The sequence below is a fragment of the Bradyrhizobium sp. USDA 4510 genome, from assembly GCF_054059095.1.
Window position 1 is genome coordinate 717,998 of record NZ_JBSSBT010000001.1, and the last position, 21,247, is coordinate 739,244.

Genomic DNA, 21,247 nt, shown 5'->3' on the forward strand with positions numbered 1-21,247 from the left:
GCAGACGGCGCCAATTCGTGCGTGAGAGCCCGCACGATGCGAGTCGGTGATTGGACCGCTTCGTGGCTTCTTTAGCTACAAGAAACTTCCACGAAATCGTGCAATGGCTACATCGCGCAAAGTACGAATCGATGACCCCGGCGTTCGCGTTCACTGGATGGTCTCGAGGAGGTGAATTACCAACTCAATTGGCCGTATCGACGTCCATGAAGACGTGGCGATGCTGGTTCAGACGCTTCAGCGGTCTGATCGGAAACGCGCTGATAATTCTACGGTCTTGGCGCGCCACCAACGGACAGGGCGCGACAATCCACGACGGGCTCGGCAGCCTGAGATGAAAGGATTGGCGCGCTCGATGAAGCATCAGACGGCTCCAATGCTCGACTGTCTGGCCGGCGCGAACGCATGTTGGTCTCGATCGCAAAGTCGCCGTTCTGTGCCTGGCGTCGTTCCGCTGCTGCTCGGCGCAGGCTGGAGACATTCCGGCGGCGCCGTCCCAAAGTTGCTCGCGAGACGAATGGGCGATGATGCGCAATCCCCCGGCCCGCGAGTCATGAATGATACCGCAATCGTGTTGCCCTTGGAGCCAAATTGATAATTCATCACGTCGAGGTCGAGTTTGCTCTCCACCAGGACGTCATGCCGCATCACATCGCCAAAGTTGAATTGACATAAAGCCGCTAGGACAACCCACCAAGCTTGGGAGTTGCCGATCAGACGCTTGAGCAGCATGTCAATGCGCACATTCGGCGGTGAAAAGCCATTGCCCGTTACGCGTTCATCTTCTCGAAGAGCGTCAGCGGGTTGGTGCGACGCGGGCGGGAGAACCGTGCAGGTACATCTAAAATAGGAGCGTCCCATGGATTTCACGATGTCAGCGAAGCAGATGGAATGGCTTGACCGAGTACAGTCATTCATGACCAAGCATGTCCGGCCTGCCGTGCCCGTCTACAGGCAGCAGGATGCCGCGGGCGGCCGCTGGAAAGTGATCCCGGTGGTCGAGGACTTGAAGAAGAAGGCGTACGCCGAGGGTCTGTGGAATATGTTTCTTCCGCCCTCCTCACATGAGGATGATGAATTCCGCGGCGCAGGATTAAGCAATTTGGAATATGCGCCGCTTGCGGAAGCGATGGGCCACATCGGCTGGGCTTCAGAAGTTTTCAACTGTTCCGCACCCGATACCGGCAATATGGAAATCTTGATCCGCTACGGTACCAAGGAGCAGAAGCGGCAGTGGCTCAAGCCCCTCATGAACGGCGAGATTCACTCCGCCTTCCTGATGACGGAGCCGGCCGTTGCTTCATCGGATGCCACGAACATCGAGACCCGGATCGAGCGCGACGGCGATCGTTACATCATCAATGGCCGCAAATGGTGGTCGTCGGGCGCGGGCGATCCCCGCTGTAAGATTGCAATTGTGATGGGCAAGACCGATTTCAAAGCGTCGCGTCATCAACAGCAGTCGCAGATCTTGGTACCCCTAGATACACCCGGCATTACAATCGAGAAAATGCTGCCCGTATTTGGCTATGACGATGCGCCTTACGGTCACGGTCAGGTGCTCTTTGAGAACGTCCGCGTGCCGGCGAGCAATCTGCTTCTGGGCGAGGGTAGGGGTTTTGAGATCGCGCAAAGCCGGCTGGGACCGGGCCGCATTCATCACTGCATGCGCACCATCGGCAAGTCTGAAGAGGCGTTGGAGAAGATGGTCAAGCGGCTCGAGACGCGCGTCGTTTTCGGCAAGAAAATCGTCGAGCACTCGGTATGGGAGCAGCGCATCGCGGAGGCGCGCATCGACATCGAAATGTGCCGGCTTTTGTGCTTGAAAGCTGCCGACATGATGGACAAGGTCGGCAACAAAGCCGCTCAGCTCGAGATCGCCATGATTAAGGTGGCGGCGCCCCGTGCAGCGCTTAAGGTCATCGACCAGGCGATCCAGGCCTTTGGCGGCGCCGGCGTCTCCGACGACGCGGGTCTTGCGCGCGACTATGCGTCGATGCGTACCATGCGTTTGGCCGATGGCCCCGATGAAGTGCACTGCCGCGCCATTGCCCGGCTTGAACGTCGGAAGTATGCAGACTCTCTGGTTAGCTAAACGGCTCCCATATTGAAGAGAACGAGAACCGGTGTCGTTCGCGAGATTAACTTAGGGAGCTCCTTGGCTGACGGTTTAGGAAGGACAGGCAGTTTTCAGCCACGAGGCCGATCGAGGGCCGGCATCGCGCAGTTCTACCGCTGTCGGACGCGCCGCTCTTACTGCGGCTTCGGCAGCCTTGCTGGCCGCAATCTCACAGTTATCCCTCTGCCGAGATCCTGCCTCTCGCCATATGCGATCAGAATGGTACTTGATCAGGCTAAGTCTACTTACCTGCCGGTTGCCTCATATGAAGTGCCTTCACAAGAGATTACAGTGCAGACCACTGTCGTTCGCTTACGTACGGCCAGCTTCCGGTGGCGGCGCCGGGCGGCTCTGTGCCTTATGCGATTTCAACGGTCAGCGCGACCTGCTCGAGCCGGTATAGCTTCCTCGTTCCGATCTTGGGCGGGTGCAGCGGGACGTCCGCATTATCAACTGCCGCCAGCCGGCCGGCGCGCAACGGTCGCGGCATCGCGGCTCGCTGAGGTCGTGTTCACTTTCCAGGAGATGCTGCATGACCACGTCCGCCGCATTACGCGGCGAGAAAATCGGGCGTTACGTCGAATTCCAGCGCTCCTTGGCTATACCATCAACGAGCAAGCTGGCCTTGTCCGCTGCGTCGAGCTCAGCTGGATGGGCCCGCCACGCGGACGATGCCGCTGGTAGGTTGCCCGGCAAAGTAATGCTGCGGTGCCGCTCTGGGATCTTTTGCCCTGCCGATCCTACCTGCCGCCTGAGGTATGCAAAGCTCTCATTCGATGGATTGATTGCTGCAAAGCGCAAGCGTGCCCTGGGCGCTGGTCTTATAACCCCAACTCACCCTATATCCCGGTTGTCGTAAGCCTGAGCTCGTTCTCTTCCGCGATTGAGCACGCGCGGCCGAGGAGATGCGGTCAAAACACTTCACGTTGGTTATGTCGACAGGTGATCCCCAGCTCGTCGCCAACAATCGGAAATCCTCGATCGCGAACAGCGCGCTCAGCACAGCGGATTCGCCTTTCGGCGTCTCGCAAGAAAAAATTAGGGAACGGTCCCAATTGGGCCGCCTCGGGAAGCCGCCGCGACAAACGATTGAAACGGCATGAGTCGGTCTCGGCCGCTCAGGCGTAGTACACGAAGAAACGAGCCTCGAGACTCTCGCGAGGCTTTGCACTAGGATGCGCGCGACGATTGTCGAACGCCGAGTGAGCCGTCATCGGATTGCAACGCGCCTCGGAATCATAGCTCTTAAACAGGATTAGCTCGTCCGCGGACATTTCCGGGAAGTAGTACCAGTCCTGAGCGGGATTGAAGTGGACGATACCAAGCTTAAGCTCGTCGCCGAGAAACGTGTAGTCCACCACGTCGATGTCGGTATCATGAACAGAGGCGCCATCGCAGAACGCTAAGGGGAAATCCTGCGGAGGCGGCGACAAGGCCTGCCAAGTTTGGATGATCATTAGCCGAGAATACGATCGAATGGGAACTCCTTGCGATTGGCTCGCAATCGCTGCAATCACAGGGCCGACGATGGGAGCGTAATCAATATGAGCCCATACAATCGGCTCCTTTACTGTGGGAATGGAGCTCCCGACGGCAGAACGAGAAATCACCCCTTGTCGTCGGGCTACGACCCACGATGCATTGAAGTAGTTCTTGATGAACGGAATCATTTCTTCCAGATGCCTATTGTGCATAACCTCTGGGTCACGCGAATTTGCACAGGATGTCTTGTGCTGAATTAGAGTGAAGCCCTCCCGATCAAGGGATAATTCGTTCACGATCGGACGCGCGTTGCGAATAGTGATGTCGTAGCTCACCATGGCCGGCGGATTGTGTATGTGTCCAAACAACATGTTGGGAAACAGTTTCGACAAAGCAACTTCGGGAGCTTTTTCGTCGGATGTGCGTCGAGCAAAGTTAATTTGGCCTTGTACGGACTCCAAATTATCGCGGTTTGCTTTTGCCGTCTGTGAGGCCTGTTTCGCGTTTCCCATAGTTGCTTGTCTCCCTATCAGGATGCTGAGAAAACCAGTCTGGCGCGCCGTCTTACTCGAGAAGCCGTTTCACTCGAGAATACAGCAAAGAGGAAGGGGATCTTCCTACCTGTTCTGGGAGAACGGGCAGAATCACTCTCGATCTCCGGCGAGGACGCTGAACGGGCTGCCAATTTTCAGCTCTAAGCGCCTCCAGCGTTTGTCGATGAACCATGTGGCAAACGACTATCTGCCCCTTATCTGAGGTATGCGGATAGAATGGTGGCATGTCGAGCTCGTCCGAGCCGGGCTTCAGCACCTCTGGTTGATACATGAACAACCAGCGATCATTTCGATCGGCTATCTAGCCCTTGGGCGTTTGGCCGAGACAGCACAAGTGCTCAATCGGCGCCTCGCTCGATCAGGTCACTACGGCTGCATCCGGTGCTCGGCCATGGGCGCCACTTAGCTCAATATCACTACCCAAACTGGTAGCTATACTCCTATGTAGGTAGCGGGAGCTTCTGGATAATCTATGTTCGCTCTCGAAGGTGCAGTCTTGGAAGTTGAGATCGTGGCTAGAACCTCTGTTACCGCACTGGAGTTTTATCTCGAAGAACACGTGCTGCCGATCCGGTCCCGTCGACGTATCCGCCTCAGCCGAGGAGGAAATGTCTTGTAGTGGTGGAAGGCACAGTCGTGTGATGCGACGTCGAGTTTTTGGTCGAATCTTTCGTGGCGGTTCATCCGTCAGGGCCAGGTCACCAGGGCGAGCGCCACACACAAGCGGTGAGGGCTCCGACCATTTCGTGGATGGCAGTGTTAGCAGGAATTTAGTTTTCGGGACCCAGTCGATGTTGGCGACCGCGACGAGAGGATCGATATGGAGAGACTGGCGCTATAAGCGCGATATTCGCTGTGCCTTTGCCTCATATTCGATTCTCGGAATCGACTTTGCCCATCGGCGCCATAACCTTGCCGATGCCGATGAGATCGACAGGCGACGGCCAATCGCAGATCATAGCTAAGCAGCTTCATCAGCTGCCGCTCCGGCAGTCTTCGGTAAGGCACTTGCAACAGCAGCGTTCGCAATGATCGCTCCGGCGGTATCGGTGACCGCGACAGGCGCCGGCCTCAATACTCAGCACCAAGAAGGTACACACGATGGTCGACAGGGTCTTTGATCGCAGCAACGCTTTGTATGTCAAAACTGTGCCACGAAAAGGTCGCGGCGTATTTGCAAACATTCCATTCAAGCTCGGGGATGTCATTGACCGCGCTCCCACGTGGGGATTCGATGATGTTGCAGCCGAGTTGTTAGATCGTACAGGAGTTTTCGAGTATTACTTCGTGAGGAACGATCGACATCCCAAGGGAGCCCCTCCGGTAGGGTACGTCCTTTTCGGTTTGATCTCGATGGTGAACCACTCGTCGACACCCAAATGCGCGAATAGTGTGGGCCGATGAAGAGTCCGGCGCGTGGGCGAGCATTGTGGCTATAAAGGACATAAAGGTGGACGAAGAAATCACGCACCGCTACGCAAATATCTCCGCTTATCCTCAGGCTATCAACTTTGTTGACTAACGTGCCAACACTAGCGCCGATTTGAAGGAGCCGTAGCCTCAGATATCCTTGGTCGTTGCCGTGATGCCTGCTCTGGGATGTGCTGAAAGCGCTTGTCGTCGAACGTCCCGCCATTAGTGGCTCGGCCCTTCGCGCCAGCCATTAAACGAAGGCGGACCGAGATCCTGAACCGCCGCCGCGGCATTCCGCCGCCAAACGACCGGATCTGGTCCACAAATCCTCCGAGAGAAATTGGCCACGTAAGCGGGGCTGTGCTGCGCCGTCGCTGAGACGCGCCGCAAGGATCTTCTCAAATTCAAATCGCCGGGATTTGGTCTAGCTCTCCCGGTTAATGTCTCGAAGCATTCTAAGGTGGTGCTCCCCGGAGTATTGCCAAGAGCCCGAGCGACATTGTGGAGCCGGCTTGATCGCCACGCATGCTCAGCCAACTAGGACAAGCGGGATTGTGGCTCGGCAGCAGAACGATAAAGTTGTCGAGAGGGGCTTCGTCGTACGATTCGAAGAAAGCAGCTGGCCATCATGATTTGCTGCATCGGCTGTCTCCTTGATGCGCCACTGCATGCAGGCGAGGAAGTGCGTGCGTGCCGGATCCAGTCAGCCACCATTTTTCGGCTAATGATATTATCTGTATAATCGCATTGGCTTCGTCGATGCCCTGAATCAGGATGCAGTCGTCCGCCAGACGCACAGCCCAAATGCCGGTGAAAGCTCGGCCAAGCCGTCGCGCGGTAATGTCGTCGAAGCCGAACGGCAGGGGTTCAAACGGACTCGTCATCTTGGCTCCGGCCTTGCCTCTCAAGCGTGGCTGTCGGGATCCATCAATAACATCTTGCCAGATTTGGTCGTCGAAGTGCATGCGGCACGCAACTTAAGAAACATGATCTTAACGGCTCAATCTTCCTTCGAACGCCTTCCCGAAAATGGCCCTCCATAGCTCTGTCGCGCAGCAGCACACAATAGAAGAGCGGCCGGGCCGCTTTTTTGTGAGTTCTATCCGAGTTAGCTAAGAAAATCAGCGCTTACACGGAGTGGATTATTGTTGCCGGGAGAACGTCAGTTGGGAGCCGCCGGCACGGTAGATTCACCGCATCATTCGCTGGGAGGAAGCTCAATCGGAACGGCAAAGCCCGCCTTTACGCGGTCCATTATGACCATCGTCTTGACCGCCTTAATGTCGGAGTTCTCATAGAAGAATCGCCGGGTGAATTGCTCGTAATCTTCCATGGTACGCGCGGTAACGTATAGGACGAAATCAGCGTCACCGGTGACGTAGAATCCATTGACGACTTCAGGCGACGATTTAATGGCCTTTTTGAACTTATCAATAATAGCGGAACGCTCACGCTCGAGGCTCACCAGCACAAGCATTTGTATAGGTCTCCCTACCGCCTTCGGCGAAACGATCGAAACATCTGCCTCGATGATCCCTTCCGAACGCAGTCTCTTCAGTCGCCGTTGACACGCCGTGGCAGAAAGCCCCGCAAATTCACCGATGACCTCAGAAGTTAGACGATTGTTCTTTTGGACGATCTCGAGAATGCGAGCATCTATTCGGTCGTATTGCATAATCGGCTCCCGCGTTTGAGCTGTGTTCCCTCGCAAGTGCCCTTTGTGTTGCAGGAAATCCTCTGAACGCGGGAAAATGCGACGCAAATGCTTTGTGGACCTCAGTATCCTGATTGCCGAGGCAATTTCAACAGATGACTGTGTGGGACGTCTAAATGACCATTCAGACTATTGGGCACAACGCTCCGCATTTAGCTGGTCTTGCAAGAAGGCACCTGCAAAATCTGACCCGTCGCGATTTCATTGCAGGAGCCGCGCTTGTCGATGGTTGCTGGATTGGGGGCGAAAAAAGAGACGTTGTACTCGACCCGGCTACTGGAGAAGAGATCGGGGACGTTGCCCATTGCGGTGCCGCGGAGATGAATCTGGCAATCTCTGCAGCTGAACGATCGTTTCACGATTGGCGGGAGTTATTACCGCAAAAGCGTGGCGCGATGCTTAGATCCTGGGCGTCGTTGATGCTCGACCATTCGGAGGAGCTTGCCGTCTTGATGACGAGCGAGCAGGGCAAACCACTTGCTGAGTCTCGTTACGAAGTTGCGTACGGCGCTGGATTTCTTGATTGGTTCGCTGCAGAGGGCGAGCGTGCATACGGAGAGACGATCCCGAGCCACAAGCCTGGCAGTTTGCTTCACGTCCGAATGCAGCCGGTCGGTGTCACGGCGGCGATCACTCCGTGGAATTTTCCTGTCGCGATGATGACACGAAAGGCCGGGGCGGCTCTAGCAGCCGGTTGTCCGATCATTGTGAAGCCGGCTCCCGAGACCCCGCTATCTGCTCTGGCCGTCGCCCGCTTAGCCAAAGAAGCGGGGCTGCCCCGCGGCGTGTTTCAAGTGCTGGTCGGTGATCCGCTCGAACTCTCGACGCCGCTCTTGCGCGATACGAGAGTGCGGGCTCTTTCGTTCACCGGCTCGACCCAAGTGGGCCGTCTGCTTCTTGAAGGGGCGGCGCATACAGTGAAGAAGGTGTCGATGGAGCTAGGAGGCCACGCCCCTTTCCTCATCTTTGATGACGTCGATCTTGATAAAGCTGTCAAAGGAGCAATGAACGCAAAATTTGCTACGTCGGGTCAAGACTGCCTCGCTGCTAATCGCATCTACGTACAGAGAGGAATCTATGCGTCTTTCGTTGAGGCGTTCGCTGCGGAAATGGCTCAGCTCAAGGTCGGTCATGGTCTAGAACCTGCGACCAATATAGGACCAATGACGAAGTTGTCCGTCGCCAACAAATGCAGGGCCCAAATCGATGATGCCGCGGAACGCGGAGCACGGGTGACTGCCGCAAAGCAAGACCGGAGCCTAGGGCGTAACTTTGTTCCGCCAACGCTGCTAAGTGACGTCACGGACGATATGCTCATTGCCGGTGAGGAGACATTTGGCCCGGTGGCCGCAGTGCTTCCATTCGATTCAGAAGACGAAGTCCTCGCGCGTGCCAACGCCAGCGAAATGGGACTAGCGGCGTACGTCTATACGGATAGCCTGCGTCGAGCGCTTCGGCTTTCTGAGAAGATCGAGTGCGGCATGGTTGGTGTCAATACGGCTTCCTTCACCGGACCAGCCATTCCATTTGGAGGATGGAAGCAATCGGGCATCGGTCGCGAAGGTTCCCGGCACGGCATCGAGGAATACATGGAAATGAAATATGTTTGTTTCGGCGATTTAGCTGCTTAGGAGATTGCCATGACTGATATTAGTACCATCGCTAGGCTTGATCGCGCGAGTGTTCTGCATCCTTTCACCCAGCTTAAGGAATTCGCCAGCGGCAAGCTCGGCGATCCCGCGATCGTCGCTGGCGGTAAGGGTATCCGAATCGAGGATGCGCAGGGGCATAGTTACATCGACGGCTTTGCTGGCCTCTACTGTGTCAATATTGGATACGGCCGGACCGAAGTAGCTGAAGCTATCGCGCGACAGGCTTATCGATTGGCATACTACCACACATACGCCGCCCACACGACTGAAGAGCTGGCGATCCTGTCGGACCGTCTCGTCCGTATGGCGCCCGGTAAGCCCAGCAAGGTATTTTTTGGGCTGTCGGGATCAGACGCCAACGAGACGCAAGCGAAGCTCGTTTGGTATTATAACAATCTACGTGGCCAGCCTAAGAAGAAGAAGATCATTTCGCGCGATCGCGGCTACCACGGCTGTTCAGTGGTCTCCGGTTCGATGACCGGTATGTCGTTTTACCATGATCATATGGACCTTCCACTTCCAGGAATCTTGCACACGGGTGTGCCGCACCACTATTGGGGTGCGGAGCCGGGCGAGACTGAAGAATCCTTTTCTCGTCGGCGTGCAGCCGAGCTTGAGCAGCTGATCATTCGAGAGGGACCGGAAACGATTGGTGCCTTCATTGCAGAGCCGGTATTAGGTACCGGGGGGATTATACCACCTCCTACCGGGTACTGGCGGGAGATTCAGGCCGTGCTCCGGCGCTACGACGTTCTTCTGATCGCCGACGAGGTGATTTGCGGGTTCGGCCGAACGGGCGCGGACTTCGGCAGCACATTGTACGGGATCGAACCAGACCTTGTGACAGTCGCCAAAGGTCTGACATCTGGCTATATGCCGCTCTCCGGAGCGATTGTCGGAGAGAAGGTTTACTCGGTTATGGAAGGCGCGGCGGAACGAGTGGGGCCCTTCTCCCATGGATATACCTATTCCGGCCATCCGATCGCGGCTGCAGCTGCTAATGCGGTTCTTGATATCGTCGAAAAGGAGCGACTAAGCGATCGGGCGAGAATCGTCGGCTCGCACTTCAATAGGCGACTAAAGGAGCGGTTTACGCAGCTGGAGATCGTCGGCGAGGTTAGAGGCATCGGCTTACTCGGCGCCGTTGAGTTCGTTGCCGATCGTCAGACAAAACGCCGATTTGATCCGCGTCTGAAAGTCGGCGCTCGTATCTCGAATGCTGCTCGTGAGCGCGGGCTTATTGTGCGTGCAATGCCGCATGGAGATATTCTTGGTTTTGCTCCGCCTCTCGTTGTATCCGAAGGTGAGATAGATGAGATCGTGGATTTGGCGTATCGGGCGACCAAGCAGGTCATGGATGAGCTTGCTAGACAACCGGCAATCGCTTGAGATGGGTGCGAGTGTGGCGCGATGAAGACGTCGAAGTCGGGCGGTGTTAAGCCGGTGCTCTTGCCGATGTATTTCAGCTCGACCGTTTGGAAAGAAAATGTCCTTGTATCTACACTGACGCTGCTGATCTTGAGAGTTGTCCTGCGTTCCAGGTGAGGGACGATACCCGCAAATATTGCGCCTGCGTGATCTCTGATCTTGCTGTGGATGTCCGCTATGAGATGGTCATGCCAGGTTGGCAAGCTGACGGAGGCAAGGCAGGTGAGCCTCTGGAGCCTATTGCAGGTTTGTCACCGGATACTGCACGGTGCGCGATCTTGATGGGTGCTTCTATGCAAAAGAAGACGCGTGCAAATTGCTGGTTGGTTTCTTCGAGACAGAGGGTAAGCCTTTGGGGATGAACAGGGTACCGCGACAGTTTAGTTTCGATTCGCTGCCTGACAACTTCGAACATATCGAGTCCACCTAGCTAATACCATGCGCCGCATACCTGCGATAGAAAATGCAGGACTGCAGCTGAGCGTCAATGGTCCGGAGAGCGTCACGCCCGACAATCGATTCCTGGGCCTGTGCATCGCAGGCCTCCATGTGGTTTCCGGCGTCACTTCGTGCGGCATTGAGTCTTCTGGCGGGGCCGGCAAAGTTGGTGGCGAGTGGAATGTCGACAGGTATGCTCGCTAGTGACTACTGGGAAGTGGACGTATGGCGTGCCGTGCCATTTCAGCGCAATCGCCGATATTTGCGCGATCGAACAGTGGAGGCAGTTGGGTTCCTTTAGGCGCTGTGTTGGGCTCACAAATCACCCGCCTTGGCTCGTAACGTGCGCGTCTCGCCACTGCACGATCGGCTGGCAGCCGCTAGCGCGAAGTTTGGCGAGGCCGCCGGTGAGAGCGGACGCAATGGTCCGGCGCTACTGAGGCGCTCTCGAACGCCCACGCCACATTTGCCCGGGACGACCGGTTCAAAGCGAGTGGAGCGGAACAGGACGCGGCTCGTCATGGCGTCACACTGTAAGAGACGTCCGTCGCACAACTGCTCGTGCAGGAGCGCGATGCACCTTCCTTTCTTCAGTGCCTCTCCATCGATGGGTTGATGTTGCGGTGGGCCGTATCGTGTACACGCCCTGGCTCAACGTGCGAGGCGGCATAGACTCCGGCGTCACGCTCGCGCGAACGGGTGACGAGGAATCCTTGGTGATCACGGCCACCGTGCACCGCATTCGGGATCTGGCGTGGTCGCGAATGCATGCCCAAGATGCGCGCCGCGTATTCGTCACCGATGTGTCGTTAGGCTACGTATGGCTGTCTGTCATGGGGCCGCGTTCGAGATTGGCAGATTGGCTATGGCGTAGCGTTCTGCTTTCCGCATGACCTTCGTGGGGAACTTGGATGGGAGTTGCACATCCCGATCGAGCAGGCGTTGGCAAGCTACGATGCGCTGATCACCAAACGAATTCACGGACAAAGATCGCTCGGTCAGTCGGACACCTAGCCGCCACGCGTCGCACTAGCGAGAAAGCGCAAATACATTTCCTCACCGTAGGGCGGCGATGGCGATATGTAACAACCTTGAACCGTTCCCGTTTGATGTGAACGAATAACGTGGTTCCGACTCGATGCTGCGGAGGTGACGTGCCGCCGGCTCAGAACGCATCACTCCTCCGAAGGGACCTCAATGGGAATGGCAAAGCCTACCTTCACGCGGTCAATTATCACCATCGTCTTGACTGCCTTAATGTCGGCACTCTGATAGAAGAAGCGGCGGGTGAACTGCTCATAATCTTCCATGGTGCGCGCAGTGATGTAGAGTACGAAGTCGGCGTCGCCCGTGACGTAAAAGCCATTGACGACTTCAGGCGACGATTTGACAGCCTTCTTGAATCTGTCGATTATATCTGAACGCTCTCGCTCCAAGGTTACCAGAACGAGCATTTGAATAGGATTTCCCACCGCCTTGGGCGATACGATTGAGACATCGGCCTCGATAATTCCTTCCGAGCGGAGCCTCTTCAGTCGTCGTTGGCACGCGGTAGCGGAGAGCCCCGCCAGTTCAGCGATCATCTCGGAGGTTAGACGGTTGTTCTTTTGCATTACCTCTAAGATGCGAGCGTCTATTCGATCGTAATGCATAATCGGCTCCAACCTTGAGACGAATTTCACCGCAACAACCGCAAACGACACAGAGAATCATCGGAACGCAGAAAACTGCGAATTAAATGTGCATTAGATAGCACTATTTTGGTGCGCGCGTAATTTTCTGCAGGTCCGCGGTGGACAATTTCTGGTTAAAGCAGGCATTCGACCGTCTTGGTGAGCCCCGGGCGCAGTCCTTGTCGGCGCACGTCACGGCCGACGTGACGATCGTCGGCGGCGGTTATCTAGGCTTATGGACAGCAATCCGCATCAAAGAATGTTTGCCCTCGCTCAAAGTCGCGGTTGTGGAAAGGGATTTGTGCGGGACGGGCGCAAGCGGGCGCAATGGCGGATTCGTCACTACTTACTGGGCCAAATATCTTTCGTTGCACAAGCTCTGCGGTGCCGATGAAGCCACCCGGATTGCAAAAAGGTCGGCGGAAGCGATACTGGAAATCGGCGCGTTCTGCCACGAGAATGGCATAGACGCGGAGTTCCGGGCGGACGGGTGGCTGTGGACCGCAACCTCCGAGCCGCAAATCGGCTGCTGGAATATCTTGATCGACGAGTTGGGCAAGCATGATGTGAAGCCCTTTGAGGTCCTCAACCAGCGGGATGTAGCGCGCTTGGGCGGCACCGATCGTAATCTGGCTGGCGTTTTCGAAGCAGATGCCGCCACGGTGCAGCCCGCCATCCTAGCCCTCGGTCTCCGAAGTCACGCCCAAAAGCTGGGCGTGACGATCTATGAGCAGTCGCCAATGATCCGCCTGGAGCGGACGACGGGGGCGCCTAAAGTAATAACGCGCAATGGCTCGATTACGAGTAAGAAGGTGGTCTTGGCTATGAACGCTTGGGGAGCCCAATTCCCCTATTTGCGGCGTAAGGTAGCGATCGTCTCCAGCGACATGATCGCGACGACGCCCAGGCCCGACAAGCTGAACGAAATCGGTTTTGCAAATGGCGTGGCCATATGTGATTCCCGCATGTTCCTAAACTATTACCGGAATACGCCTGATGGGCGTATCGTTTTCGGGAAATCACTGGGGCATTTTGCGTTTGCCGGGCAGGTAGCCGATCACTATGAAGGGCCATCGTCCAGGGTCCGGGAAGTGGAGCAAAGCTTTCGCAAGATTTACCCGATGCTCGATGATATGGATATCGAATCGTCTTGGGCCGGCCCGGTTGATAGGTCCGTGGATGGACTTCCCATCTTCGGTCGTCTGGACGATCACCCGAGCATATTTTTCGGCATCGGCTTTTCCGGTCAAGGCGTGGGACCAACCGTCTTGGGTGGAAGGATACTCGCCTCGCTTGCTCTCGACGAGGTGAATGAGTGGTCCGGGTGCGGATTGATCCGTGACGATGTGGAGAGATTTCCGATAGAGCCTTTCCGTTATGCCGGCTCCATTCTTGTGCGTGAAGCTTTGCGACGTAAAGAGCGGTTGGAAGATCGTGCGCGGCGCCCCGATCCCTTTACTCTTGCGATCGCGAACCTTGCTCCAGTCGGTTATGTGCCCTCCAAGCGTAACTGACACTGCATTTGCGAACAAAGAAAAGATGATAACTCTAGTTGTCCTCAGAACGTTCGTCGACCTGCCTGCCATCGTCTCCTGACTCAACGCAATCAGGGTCTTCGGATGGTTGCCGATCCGCGCGAACTAATTCCTGGCACTCCATCAGCGGATTCTTTAGACTTCGTGCAATGCGGCTTTAAGTTCAGTAGGTCCGTACGCGCTATGGACGCTCAACGTGAAGTCTCTGCTCAATCGCCGCATAGTAAGTCTGGCACTTTTGCTCGCCTAATGACCCTGCTTCCCGCCGTTTTCCTAGATGCCGTAATGGGCCCTGCTCGGAGCAAGGGGTAATGATGGTGGTTGTCTCCTGAAACGGGGGTCACGACCTGGGTCGGCCCCAAGCATCTGGAGACGGAGGACAGCCGTGGAGAACTATGCCGGAATTGACGTGTCGTTGGAACTGTCGAGCGTATGCGTTGTGGATGCCAAGGTAAAATCCTGAAGGAAGCGACGGTCGCGAGCGAACTCGACGCCTTGGTTGAATTTGTCGAGACGCTTGGCTTTGCAGTGGAGCGGATCGAGTTGGAGGCTGAGCCGCAGTCGCAATGGCTGCATGCGGGGCTGAAAAGAGCAGGGTTCGAGACGGTTCTGCTCGAAACGCGGCATGTGAAGGCCGCATTGTCTGCGATGACGGGGAAGACTGATCGCAAGGATGCGCGCGGGATCGCCCAGCCGGATGGGATGGCTCCGGCCGGTACCGCAAAATCGGTCGATGCGCAGGAGATCCGGGCCCTCCTGATCGGACGCAAACAGCTTCTCGGGCGGCTGATCGACGTGGAGTTGAGTATCCGCGGGATTTTTGCGTGGCTTTGGGCTGAAGGTTGGCCCGGTGACGCGGAAGAAGTTCGAAGCGCGGATCCGAAAGTTAGTTGCGGGTCAGGCGACATTGGAGCGTATTGCCGCGGCGATGCTTTCGGCACGATCGGCCTTGAAGGCAGAGTACGGAAGGTTACACAAGGCTGTGCTGGCAGTTGTGCGTGACGATGCAGTCTGTCGCCGGCTTATGACGGTACCGGGCGTGGGTCCCTGGTGGCTATCACCTACAAATCGGCAATTGATGACCCTTATCGCATCGTAAAATCGAAGGCGGCAGGCGCGCTGTTCGGGCTCACGCCAAAGAAATACCAATCGGGAGAAAGGGACGTCACGGGCGGGATCACGTTGGCCGGCGATGAGACGGTGCGCACGGTGCTGTACGAGGCTGCCAACGTTCTGTTATCGCGCATTACGCGGTTCTCAAAACTTAAGCGCTTGGGGGATGGACGTCACCAAGCGCCGAGGCTCGAAGCGCGCAAAAGTCGCCCTGGCACCGCAAGCTCGCAGTAATCCTGCATCGGACCCGGGTCGACGGTACAACTTATCGATGGGCTGAAGCGGCCACAATCACAGCATAGAACACGTCGAGGAGATCAAGAACGCAACCGGGCTGAACAGAATCCCAGTGCCCGAAGTCCCGTCGCCGGGACGGTGGATCCGGTGAAGCCGTTACACGGCCAGTCGCCGTCATCTGACGAACCACGCGTATCTAGATCGGCTCACCGCTCGCTCTGACAGCATGATGTGGCGGCCAGGCGTTGACCACGGACAGAAGCATGAGCTCGGCGGCGTGACGTTTACCCGGGAGGCTGGACATCATCGGGCCCATTACAGAAGGCCGTGTACCTATAAACCCGGCGGCGTCATGTGACCGGTGACTACGTCCGCTTTGCTCCTATAGCGACGAAATTCCCGCGACAGCGCAGTATGTCGCGATGGCCAACAGGAGACATTCGCGAAATGAAGGAGGCGCCAACTGAGGCGGCCTCATCGGCGATCTTATTCGGGCAAGCTTACGAGATGGTAAGAAGATCTCCCGAATGGGTACATGATCGGCTTTAGTTCGCGACCCAGGGCCGGAACGTAGATGTCCGAGGGAGGCCATCTTGGTGAGCCAGTCAGCCGCAAGAATGCACGCGTGCCGGCATCGCCCTTTGACACAAAATCCGCCCCGTGCTGAGCGCAAAGCATAACAAAGCAACCAGATACAGCTTGAAATGCACGTAAAAGAGCCGCCTTTGCGAAATTAGATTCGCGATCGTGTTTTACATCGTTGTATGCCGCGTACCATACCAAGCTCTGAGTTGGATAGTTCCGGCTCCATCGTTCGAACGGTTTCACCGGCGGGAGCCAAGGGTAATAGTCAAACTCAACCTGATATTCCTGTAATTTCATCGCTTCAGAGAGCATGAAGTAATCGTTTGTACTTCTGCCTTGCACACCGTTAGCCGACAGTATCGTCTTCCAATGCGCCTCGACCTCTGTACACGCTAAAATGAGCACGTTCCGGATTTCGTGCCCAAAAGCTTGCAAATTGAGGTCTTGAGGATGAACGACTCTGCAAATGTGCTCAAGCTGTTCTGTAAGCGCGTGCAACTGTCCCATCCCCGTGGCGCGTGCATTGCGAACTACGCCGGTCTTGTCCGGATTGAAGCCAGGACTTGCGTCTTCAGCCGTCGTCCTGGGCCGCGCCATGCACGGATAGTATTCGCCTGGACCGAGGGACAACTGATGAAATGTTGACCTAGGTTTCGCCTTTTCCAGCGTACCAACCATGGTCTCCCCTGGATCTGCCTGATGCACAGAGAGGGAACTTGGTGTAAAGGTCATTATATCATCGGACAGAACTAGGTTCGAACCGAGAAATCGTGCCGTGTCTCTATCGAAATCCCAGAACCCATTATGCAATTGTGCTTCGCGGTCAGTGTATACTTCTACGTAGTATCCCATCGCGAGTACCCAATCTTGATTGATGTCCTCCGGCGGTGCCACAACCTAGAATGCAGTCCTAGGGAAGTTCGATTCCAAGATCGGAAGGGAGCTTCTGTCAAGCTGCGCTTTCAGAAACAGGCTGCTCGTTCAGCCTGGTAAGGCCACCACAGTTCTCGCGCCGCGACCGGACCGCGAGGCCTAGTTCAAAGTCCCCTAAGGGGCATTTTCGACGGTTTCAGCGGAGATTGTCGGCTGGCTGATGTCTACTTCTACTTCGTAAGCGTGCAACCGGGGCCTCCTTGGAAGCATTGCGTCTGGCCAGACCCCTGTGATTCAAGCTTCCAAACTGGGGCTCGAATCATGCGCTGCGAACTCGCCGATTATGAATGGATTGCCATGAAGCCCATGCTGCCGAACAAGCCGCGTGGCGTTCCTCGGGTTAACGACCGTCGTGTCCTCAATGGAATCTTCTGGGTCTTGCGCTCTGGAGCACCTTGGCGTGATCTGCCAGAGATGTTTGGTCCGTACACCACATGCTACAACCGTTTTGTCCGTTGGCGGCGGGCTGGTGTCTGGGGCCGCATCATAAACGCACTTGCTGCGGCCCGCGATGCCGCTGTCCAAATGATCAACACCTCGATTGTTCGCGTGCATCAACCATGGAGCCTGCATCACTAGGAATCGACGCCAATCGATGCGAAGGTCACGCGGCGGCTTGACGAGTAAAATCCATGCAGTGGCCGATAGCAATGGTTTGCCCGTACGGTTGGCCTTGAGCGCCCCGGCGAGGCCCACGACGTTCGACTTGCCGGAAAACTGCTCTCTCGCCTGAAGCCCGGCTCAATGCTGCTTGCCGACCGTGGCTATGATGCCGACTGGATCAGGGAGCTTGCTGTGAAGACGGGCGCGTGGGCCAACATCCCGCCGAAAAGCAACCGCAGCAATCCAATCTGCTTCAGCCCGTACCTTTATCGCGCTCGCAACCAGGCCGAACGGTTCTTCAACAAGATCAAACAATGTCGTCGTGTGGCGATAAAAGATTGTAAGCCAGGCAGGAGGAGTGGCCGGGTGATACGTCGATGCCGATACCAGCCTATGACCTAACTGGCCTGTAACCTCGATGCATAAGTCAGGCAGCCTGCGCCTTGATTTTGCAGGATTCCTTCAATTCTGCGATCCCTTTGAGGGCTTTTGGTCGCGACTTTACTCTAAACTTCAGAATTGAGATTTCTCTTTGAGAGGATGGCAAGTCTTGGATTTCGAACTGACCGATGCTCAACGCCAGTGGCGCGATGAAGTCCGGGCCTTTCTTAGCGAGAACGTCACCCCCGAGCTGATCCGCGAGCGCGACTCTTCGGTGGAAGGTATGTTGCGATTTGGGCCCGAGGCCCGCGCATTCCGCAGGAAGATCGGCGAGAGGGGGTGGCATGGCCTGACTTGGCCGAAGGAATACGGTGGAATGGGAAAGGGGTTGATAGAGCAGTATATCCTGGTCAAGGAGCTCGACTACGCCAAGATCAACCCGCACACGGCTTACGATATGACGGTGACGTCCGTCGCGCCGATGATTATGCGTTTCGGTACCGAGCAGAACAAGCGGGAGTTTTTGCCGGCAATAGCTCGCGGGGAGATCCTTGTTGCATTGGGGTACTCGGAGCCCGACGCGGGCACGGATCTGGCGAGTCTGAGGACGCGAGCCGAACTCGTTGGTGACGAGTGGATCATCAACGGATCAAAGATCTGGAATAGTGCCGCGCATGGCGCCACCCATGAGTGGCTTCTGGTGCGTACGGACCCGGGGGCGCCGATGCGCGAGGGCATTTCCGTGATCTTGGTCCCTATGGCCTCGAAAGGGATCGAGGTGCAGGCGCTGACCTCATGGAGCGACTATCGAACTAACCAGACATTTTTTACTGACGTTCGGGTTCCGCGTGGCAATCTAATTGGCGAAATCAATAAGGGCTGGCGCTATATCATGGCGGCGCTCGACCTCGAGCGTGGTGGTCTTGCGGATACGGGCGACTTCCAGCGAGAATTCGACGAGTTGGTCGAGATCTGTCGCGTGACCCGAATCGGGGGTGGGCGTCTTATCGATCGACCCGAAGTGCGGCAGCGCCTCGCCGAGCTCGACGCTGATGTCGAAGTTGTTCAGCTTTATGGTGTGTACGGGGCATCCTTGCTGGAAGATGGTGACATCCCGACGACCACTTTGACCGCTCAGAAGATTTACAGCAGCGAATTGCGTGCGAAGTTGGCCGACTTTGGAATGCAGATCTTCGGCATGTATGGGCAGCTCAGCTGGCGAGACCCCGATGCACCCGGCCGCGGAGCCATGGAGCGCCTCTACAGGACTGCGCCAATGAATCGTTTCGGTGGGGGCACTAACGAGGTGATGCGGGACATCATCGCGCAGCGCGGATATGGAATGCCCTCCTATGGGAGATCGAAGCGAGGCTGATGTGCTGTGTCCTGTATTACTTCGAAGGTTTGATGTATGAAAGTTTCGCTTTCTGACGAACAGAAAGAGATCGTCCGCTCGATCCGGAGCCTCTTCGCCCACGAATGCCCGCCGTCCCTGATCCGGCAGCTGCAGAATCCCGGCGTCGATGCGAAGCCGGCCTCACTTTGGGCGCATCTCGCCCAGACCGGTGTATTCGGCTTGGTGCTTCCTGAGGAGGTCGGCGGGCAGAATGCCATGCTCTTCGATCTGGGGCTTGTCTATGAAGAGGGGGGGCGTGCGCTCTGTCCGACACTCGTGCACAGCACGATCGAATTCGGGCTTGCGCTCTCTCGTCTCGCGTCTCCGGCCAAGGCATCTCGGTGGTTGTCCAAGGCTGCCGCCGGAGAGCTCCTTGGAACGATTGCGCTGGCGGACCCCGGCGACGGGTCCAACACAACTCCGTCTCTCCATGCGGACCTGCAGGGTTCGCACTGGACGCTTGCCGGGTCGCTTGACTTCGTGCCCAATGCCGACGCCGTCGACATGCTTTTGACGACCGCTCGGGTCAGCGGTGCCGATTCAGTGAGTTCTCATATTGCCGTACTCGTGCCAAGGACGGCCATTAAGGCGCAACGAAGGTCCACTTTCGCCCGAGATAACCAATGTCGCGTTGATCTGGATGGAGTGCAGCTAGATGGCGCGCATGTGTTCTGTGGACCAGAAGGTGGCATAAAGGCGGATGATCTGCGCTGGATCGCCAACGCTACAACTTCGCTTCATTGCATGGACATGGTTGGTGGAGCGCAGGCGGTCATCGAACGGACCGTTGCGTATCTGCAGGATCGCCATCAGTTTGGCCGGCCCATCGCAAGTTTTCAGGCCGCACAGCACCACATTGCCAATATGCATATCGCCGTCGAAGGTGCTCGGCTTGCTGCATATCAGGCAGTATCGCTTGTGGGTAAGGGGCGGATCGCAGAGCGGGAAACGGCTATCGCCAAGCTGAAAGCTAACGAGGCGTACAAGTTCACGACTCTGACCGCCCATCAGTTGCACGGGGGCATGGGCTTCATGCGTGAGTTTGATCTGCATCTCTGGTCGGAGCGCGCGAAGGCAATGGAACACCGTGACGGCGCCTGGGACACGCAAATTCGCCGGATCGCGTCCGTTCTGGCACTCGAGCCCGGACGGGAGTGAAAGAAGAGAGCATGAGCTACCAGTTCGCGAAGTACGAGAAGCGCGGCCATCTCGCGGTGGTCACAATCAACCGGCCGGAGGTGATGAACGCTCTTCATCTGAAGGCGCACCTGGAGCTCAAGGAGATCTGGAACGATTTCCGCGACGATCGCGACCTCTGGGTGGCGATTCTCACCGGAGCTGGCGATCGGGCATTTTCAGCGGGCAATGATCTGAAAGCAGCTGCGGCCCGGATTAGGGATGGCGGCGAGGAAGAGGTCCTTGAGCCACCGCCTTTCGGAGGAATCTGCAATGACTTCGACTGCATGAAGCCGATCATTGCGGCCGTTAACGGGTTTGCGGTTGGCGGAGGTTTGGAGATCGCGCTTGCGTGCGACATCATTATTGCCGCCGAGCACGCACGTCTCGGACTTCCCGAGCCACGTGTCGGGCGCTTCGCGGGGGGCGGCGGCACTCATAGGCTTGCCCGGCAGGTTCCACATAAGATCGCCATGGGCCTCCTCATGACGGGTAAGCTCATCTCGGCTGCGGAGGCCCATCGCATCGGCCTCGTAAATGAGGTCGTGCCGCTCGCTGACCTTATGGCCACCGCCGAACGCTGGGCGGCGGAGATTCTCGAGTGTTCGCCAGTCGCGGTGCAAGTAACCAAACGATCGGTTCTTGCCGGCGAAACTTTACCGGTGAATAGGGCGATGAAAGAAGATCACCAGCTGGTGGAAGTGCTACGTGCATCGGTTGACCAGGTTGAAGGGACGCGGGCCTTTGCCGAAAAGCGGAAGCCTCGATGGACCGGGCGCTAGGAGTTTGCGTGGGTGACCGGCAGCTGGCCGCGA

14 protein-coding genes and 2 pseudogenes are annotated in these 21,247 nt (G+C 56.7%); 10 read left to right on the top strand and 6 right to left on the bottom strand.

Features of this window, described 5'->3' with window-relative positions; translation table 11 throughout:
• Positions 1–363: 363 nt before the first annotated feature.
• Complete coding sequence (locus tag ACVMDN_RS03265) at positions 364–732, bottom strand: hypothetical protein (protein ID WP_456835700.1); 369 nt, start codon at positions 730–732, stop codon at positions 364–366.
• Positions 733–859: 127 nt separating this feature from the next.
• Here ACVMDN_RS03265 and ACVMDN_RS03270 point away from each other — a divergent pair, with 127 nt between their 5' ends.
• Complete coding sequence (locus ACVMDN_RS03270) at positions 860–2,095, top strand: acyl-CoA dehydrogenase family protein (RefSeq protein WP_456835699.1); 1,236 nt, start codon at positions 860–862, stop codon at positions 2,093–2,095.
• Between the two features lie 1,142 nt (positions 2,096–3,237).
• On the opposite strand, the gene ACVMDN_RS03275 is transcribed toward ACVMDN_RS03270, so the two are convergent.
• The 3 genes from ACVMDN_RS03275 to ACVMDN_RS03285 form a co-directional block, all read right to left on the bottom strand.
• Complete coding sequence (locus ACVMDN_RS03275) at positions 3,238–4,113, bottom strand: CmcJ/NvfI family oxidoreductase (protein ID WP_456835698.1); 876 nt, start codon at positions 4,111–4,113, stop codon at positions 3,238–3,240.
• 2,081 nt (positions 4,114–6,194) lie between these two features.
• Positions 6,195–6,533, bottom strand: coding sequence for a hypothetical protein (locus tag ACVMDN_RS03280; RefSeq protein ID WP_456835696.1), 339 nt, complete (start codon positions 6,531–6,533; stop codon positions 6,195–6,197).
• A 233-nt stretch (positions 6,534–6,766) separates the two neighbouring features.
• Entirely contained in the window at positions 6,767–7,243 is a 477-nt protein-coding gene (locus ACVMDN_RS03285; RefSeq protein ID WP_456835695.1) for an Lrp/AsnC family transcriptional regulator, read from the bottom strand.
• A 155-nt stretch (positions 7,244–7,398) separates the two neighbouring features.
• Here ACVMDN_RS03285 and ACVMDN_RS03290 point away from each other — a divergent pair, with 155 nt between their 5' ends.
• The 3 genes from ACVMDN_RS03290 (at position 7,399) to ACVMDN_RS03300 (ending at position 11,693) form a co-directional block, all read left to right on the top strand.
• Positions 7,399–8,913: an NAD-dependent succinate-semialdehyde dehydrogenase gene (locus ACVMDN_RS03290; protein WP_456835694.1), complete on the top strand. Its 1,515-nt coding sequence runs from the start codon at positions 7,399–7,401 to the stop codon at positions 8,911–8,913.
• 9 nt (positions 8,914–8,922) lie between these two features.
• Positions 8,923–10,323, top strand: coding sequence for an aminotransferase (locus ACVMDN_RS03295; RefSeq protein ID WP_456835693.1), 1,401 nt, complete (start codon positions 8,923–8,925; stop codon positions 10,321–10,323).
• Between the two features lie 1,100 nt (positions 10,324–11,423).
• Positions 11,424–11,693, top strand: coding sequence for a hypothetical protein (locus ACVMDN_RS03300; protein WP_456843601.1), 270 nt, complete (start codon positions 11,424–11,426; stop codon positions 11,691–11,693).
• Between the two features lie 282 nt (positions 11,694–11,975).
• Here the strand turns inward: ACVMDN_RS03300 and ACVMDN_RS03305 are convergent, their stop codons facing one another.
• Positions 11,976–12,452 carry an Lrp/AsnC family transcriptional regulator gene (locus ACVMDN_RS03305; RefSeq protein ID WP_456835691.1) on the bottom strand — a complete coding sequence of 159 codons (477 nt, stop codon included), beginning with the start codon at positions 12,450–12,452 and terminating at the stop codon, positions 11,976–11,978.
• A 140-nt stretch (positions 12,453–12,592) separates the two neighbouring features.
• On the opposite strand from ACVMDN_RS03305, the gene ACVMDN_RS03310 reads away from it, so the two are divergent.
• Complete coding sequence (locus tag ACVMDN_RS03310) at positions 12,593–13,987, top strand: FAD-dependent oxidoreductase (protein WP_456835690.1); 1,395 nt, start codon at positions 12,593–12,595, stop codon at positions 13,985–13,987.
• Between the two features lie 406 nt (positions 13,988–14,393).
• A pseudogene (locus ACVMDN_RS03315) lies at positions 14,394–15,423 on the top strand (IS110 family RNA-guided transposase).
• A 421-nt stretch (positions 15,424–15,844) separates the two neighbouring features.
• Here the strand turns inward: ACVMDN_RS03315 and ACVMDN_RS03320 are convergent.
• Positions 15,845–16,621 carry a hypothetical protein gene (locus ACVMDN_RS03320; RefSeq protein WP_456835689.1) on the bottom strand — a complete coding sequence of 259 codons (777 nt, stop codon included), beginning with the start codon at positions 16,619–16,621 and terminating at the stop codon, positions 15,845–15,847.
• Positions 16,622–17,137: 516 nt separating this feature from the next.
• Here ACVMDN_RS03320 and ACVMDN_RS03325 point away from each other — a divergent pair.
• The 4 genes and pseudogenes from ACVMDN_RS03325 to ACVMDN_RS03340 form a co-directional block, all read left to right on the top strand.
• Positions 17,138–17,815 (top strand): annotated as a pseudogene (locus tag ACVMDN_RS03325) (IS5 family transposase); the annotation flags it as partial.
• 214 nt (positions 17,816–18,029) lie between these two features.
• The gene (locus tag ACVMDN_RS03330) at positions 18,030–19,235 is read left to right on the top strand and encodes an acyl-CoA dehydrogenase family protein (protein ID WP_456835688.1); all 1,206 of its coding nucleotides are present in this window, start codon (positions 18,030–18,032) and stop codon (positions 19,233–19,235) included.
• Between the two features lie 36 nt (positions 19,236–19,271).
• Positions 19,272–20,414 carry an acyl-CoA dehydrogenase family protein gene (locus ACVMDN_RS03335; RefSeq protein WP_456835687.1) on the top strand — a complete coding sequence of 381 codons (1,143 nt, stop codon included), beginning with the start codon at positions 19,272–19,274 and terminating at the stop codon, positions 20,412–20,414.
• Between the two features lie 11 nt (positions 20,415–20,425).
• Positions 20,426–21,214 carry an enoyl-CoA hydratase-related protein gene (locus tag ACVMDN_RS03340; RefSeq protein ID WP_456835686.1) on the top strand — a complete coding sequence of 263 codons (789 nt, stop codon included), beginning with the start codon at positions 20,426–20,428 and terminating at the stop codon, positions 21,212–21,214.
• Positions 21,215–21,247: the final 33 nt, after the last annotated feature.